At 52.9% G+C, this 3,409-nt stretch carries 1 protein-coding gene and 3 pseudogenes; 1 reads left to right on the forward strand and 3 read right to left on the reverse strand.

The window, feature by feature from the left end; translation table 11 throughout:
• Positions 1–694: 694 nt before the first annotated feature.
• Positions 695–1,080, reverse strand: a pseudogene (locus tag DM374_RS32170) (DUF4113 domain-containing protein); the annotation flags it as partial.
• Between DM374_RS32170 and DM374_RS32175 the strand changes: the two are divergent.
• A pseudogene (locus DM374_RS32175) lies at positions 1,048–1,726 on the forward strand (SOS response-associated peptidase). The pseudogenes DM374_RS32170 and DM374_RS32175 sit on opposite strands and share 33 nt — an antisense overlap.
• An 83-nt stretch (positions 1,727–1,809) precedes the next feature.
• On the opposite strand, the gene DM374_RS32180 reads toward DM374_RS32175, so the two are convergent.
• Both DM374_RS32180 and DM374_RS32185 read right to left on the reverse strand, forming a co-directional pair.
• Positions 1,810–3,009 carry a BON domain-containing protein gene (locus DM374_RS32180; protein WP_110973497.1) on the reverse strand — a complete coding sequence of 400 codons (1,200 nt, stop codon included), beginning with the start codon at positions 3,007–3,009 and terminating at the stop codon, positions 1,810–1,812.
• 108 nt (positions 3,010–3,117) lie between these two features.
• Positions 3,118–3,337, reverse strand: a pseudogene (locus DM374_RS32185) (DUF2514 family protein); the annotation flags it as partial.
• Positions 3,338–3,409 lie beyond the last annotated feature (72 nt).

Here is a 3,409-nt window from a genome sequence, read left to right on the forward strand (position 1 = left end):
TCGGATGCTGATGCGGAAACGATCGCACTTTCCCGCCCACAAGAAAAAACCCCGCAGACGTTAATCTGCGGGGCTTTCGAATATGGAGGCCGAGATCGGAATCGAACCGGCGTAGACGGATTTGCAATCCGATAGCGAAAAGCCCGTATCGCGTGGCATTCCAGCGGGTTTCGGTTCCAAAACACTTTCGAATCTGCCGCGCTGTAACCCACACACCAGAGGGGGTCGCCACACTAGTTCTGGAACTGTTTTTCGCCCTACAATCACCAGCTAAAATCGCGAATTCCAGCGATTCGGAGAGCCACAGTGGACATCTACCTCTCGACTAATGACGCGGCCCGGATAATCGAAAAAGCCTTTGCTCCCTTCCGATGCGTCGCAAAGAGGCACGACTACGGAAACCGGATTTCTTTCCGGGTTTTCGATAAAGATGCCGTGGTCCTTCATGAAATGAAGGACTTGGTGAGTCGCCAGTTCTCTCGTCCTAGCCGGCTTCGCGCTGTACTTCTTGTCGCTCGAAACGCTCTCATCGACCGTGGTTGCAGCCTTGATGCTTGGGAGTTTCGTCTGCCGTCCATCCGCCCACTTCATCCACCAGCTAAACAACCTGACACTGGAACTCCAGCAGTTGGTAGCGAAGGGCTGCCTGGACTCGAGAAGACCCTATAATCTCCTCGCCCCGGATAAACGCAATTCAATTGCACCTCACCGTCCACAACTGATCGAGCCTTGTCGTATACGATTGGCTCATCATGTCCCGTCTCATTCCCCAGTCTGGTGCCAACGGCACACTAGCGGCGCGCATTGTTCCCCTTCCCCACCTTCCATTGATATCGTCCATCACTTGCATCAGCCGGTCGCTACCAACTGACTGCCTGGCGGCGAACAGATCCTCCGAGAACTCCCCCGGCTGCCGTAGATCCATCACAGCACCTCTGCCTTGCTGTACCTGTAGCCAGACCTGAAGATCTGCTCGAGTGCCAAGCCGGCAAACTTCGTCATGAGTAGTGTGTCGCAGGTCGGATATGGCAGCTCGACCAATGCACCCTGGGCGTGGTGCGATTCGTCCGGGTTGAACATCCTTTGAGGCAGTTATCGCTAGACCTGGTCGTGATCAATGGATACGACCATGAGCCTGTCAATCGTTACAACGTCGCGCCGTCCACCCAGGTAGAGGTGATCCGAGAGACAGGAGAGGGATTGGCGGTGCATCGCTTGAAATGGGGGTGGTCGCCTTTTGGGCAAAGGGAAAGCGTCCGAACCCAATTAATGCGCGAGCCGAAACGGTAGCGACAGGGAGGTTTTTTAAGGACTTGTGGCCGGCTGGCCGAGCGTTAGCGCCAGCCAATGGATGGTTCGAATGGATTGCTGATCCTGCGGACCCCAAACGTAAGCAGCTCTACTACATCACTTGTGCTGACAATGAGCCACTGTTCTTCGCTGCTCTTGCCGAAGCTCATACAGTCGTGGAGCCTCATGAGCAGGACGGCTTCGTCATCATTACAGCAGCAGCCGATCAGGGTCTGATGATATCCACGATCGAAAACCGCTTGTGCTGTCACCCGCCACGGCACGCGATTGGCTGGATCCGCAGACACCCGTTGAGCTAGCGGCGGAAATCCTCCTGCATGAGTGCCGGCCGGCGTCTGCTTTTAAGTGGCACCAAGTCAGCAAGCAGGTGGGCAATGTCCGCAACCAAGACGCAGAGCTGATAAGGCCTCTGTAGAGGTCCGTCATTGGCACGTGCTTTGCCGACCGGCACATCAGTCACAGCGCTTTTGCGAAAATCTCGGGCTTGCTTGGCAATAGCTATCTATTTTTTTGGCATGGCACCGACATATTTGCGCCGTTAAATTTTGTATTAGCACCTATGGCACGGAATGGAAGCTTACACGCCACATAGCGAGATACTTTATCCCCAGCACCACCGAGATTGCTGGCCCCAGGAGACAGCTCGAACGATCCAAAGGACCGCCTGGCACAGCCATCTTGGCCATTTTTATCAGTAACGCAGTACAAAACACTGACTGAAAATCCGCAGGTATTAAGATACTGGCTATAACCTTTCAAACTAGGATGAGCCGAATATTTTACACATTCGCTATAAGCCGTATCATACTCATATGGTGACGAGTTGGTAGACCCACTTGGGTCTTGATAACTTCCTGATGGAGCAGCATTTGCGTAAGCCTGTGTTCCATTACTATGCATCTGGCTTGCCGAAGGCCTTGCTTTCGTCTGGGTCTGCATATTTGGCGGCTGTTGTATTTCTTCCAAGCTATTAGTTTCACCGCTAATGATTGAGCCAACGCCTGCCGCTAGGTAACCAGCGCCCGCTTGGCCAGAGTTCCCGCTTGCCATTAACGCTTGACCTACACTCTTCAGAGCAATTCCAAGCCCTGACGATTCACTGGCATCACTGTCGTTCCTGTCTGGCTCGGAATAACCTTCTTCCTCGGAACGCTGCAATGATACTGCTGAGACCGGGTTTTCCCGGGTATCTACATACTCGTAGAGTAATGTGATCTTCTTGACGCCTGGAGCATCGCTCAGAGCAGCCACGTCGAAGTCTCGCTCAGCATAAGAAACAAGTCCCAAGAGGTAAACAGAGCCATCCATTACCACTGTACGAAGCCGGTTATTCTTCTCTTCTAGGTTATCCAGAATCTTTTCAATCGCAACATCAGATCTGACATCTCGACCAACAGCGGGATTACTCACGCTCAAGGAAGCCTCCAATTTCTTGACATGCGGTATTGACTTAACAAACCCCTCCAGCTTTTTCGCGTCCGAGGCATTCTTCATAAAACCCGCAAGAACAACTATTCCATTGGCCGAGCGAAATTTTATGCTTGACCCTATAGAGGAGTAGGGATATTTATTTTTGACATGGGCAGAAATGGCACCCTCTATATCAGCATCATGCAAATAATATGCAGATTGTGCAGGAGCAGAAAAAACAAGCACTAGAAGACACGCACTCCAAATTACACTTTTTATTCTTGACATGTGCCCCTCCCCCTGAAAACCATAAGTATCCCTGAATTTAAGCAGGTATTCCTATCCCTGTGGCTTCGCCAAAGCATCATAAGAGGCTTCGCACGCCAGTGCCGCTATTCAGGCTGAGTCATAAGCTTTCGCCAACTCTCCCGCTCTCGCGTCAGCCCTGCTGAGCAGGTCGGAGAGCACCATGGCGGTGCGGGTTGCTGCCGTGCCTCTGGCGACAACGGCGGGCTCCGTGCCGGAGCAACTGACGGTGGCGGCGAGCCTTTCTGGCTTCGTCGCGCAACATCTGGCCAGCAGCGTCAGCGCCAGCAGCATCGGCATTAGGCTCTGTATGAAAAGCCTTGATACTCGGTGATGCTGCGTTGAAAACAGCCTCGTGCGCGAGTCCGGTCGGAATGCTCAT

Origin of the sequence: Pseudomonas huaxiensis, assembly GCF_003231275.1 — a bacterium.
In the GTDB taxonomy this organism is placed as follows: Bacteria; Pseudomonadota; Gammaproteobacteria; order Pseudomonadales; family Pseudomonadaceae; genus Aquipseudomonas; species Aquipseudomonas huaxiensis.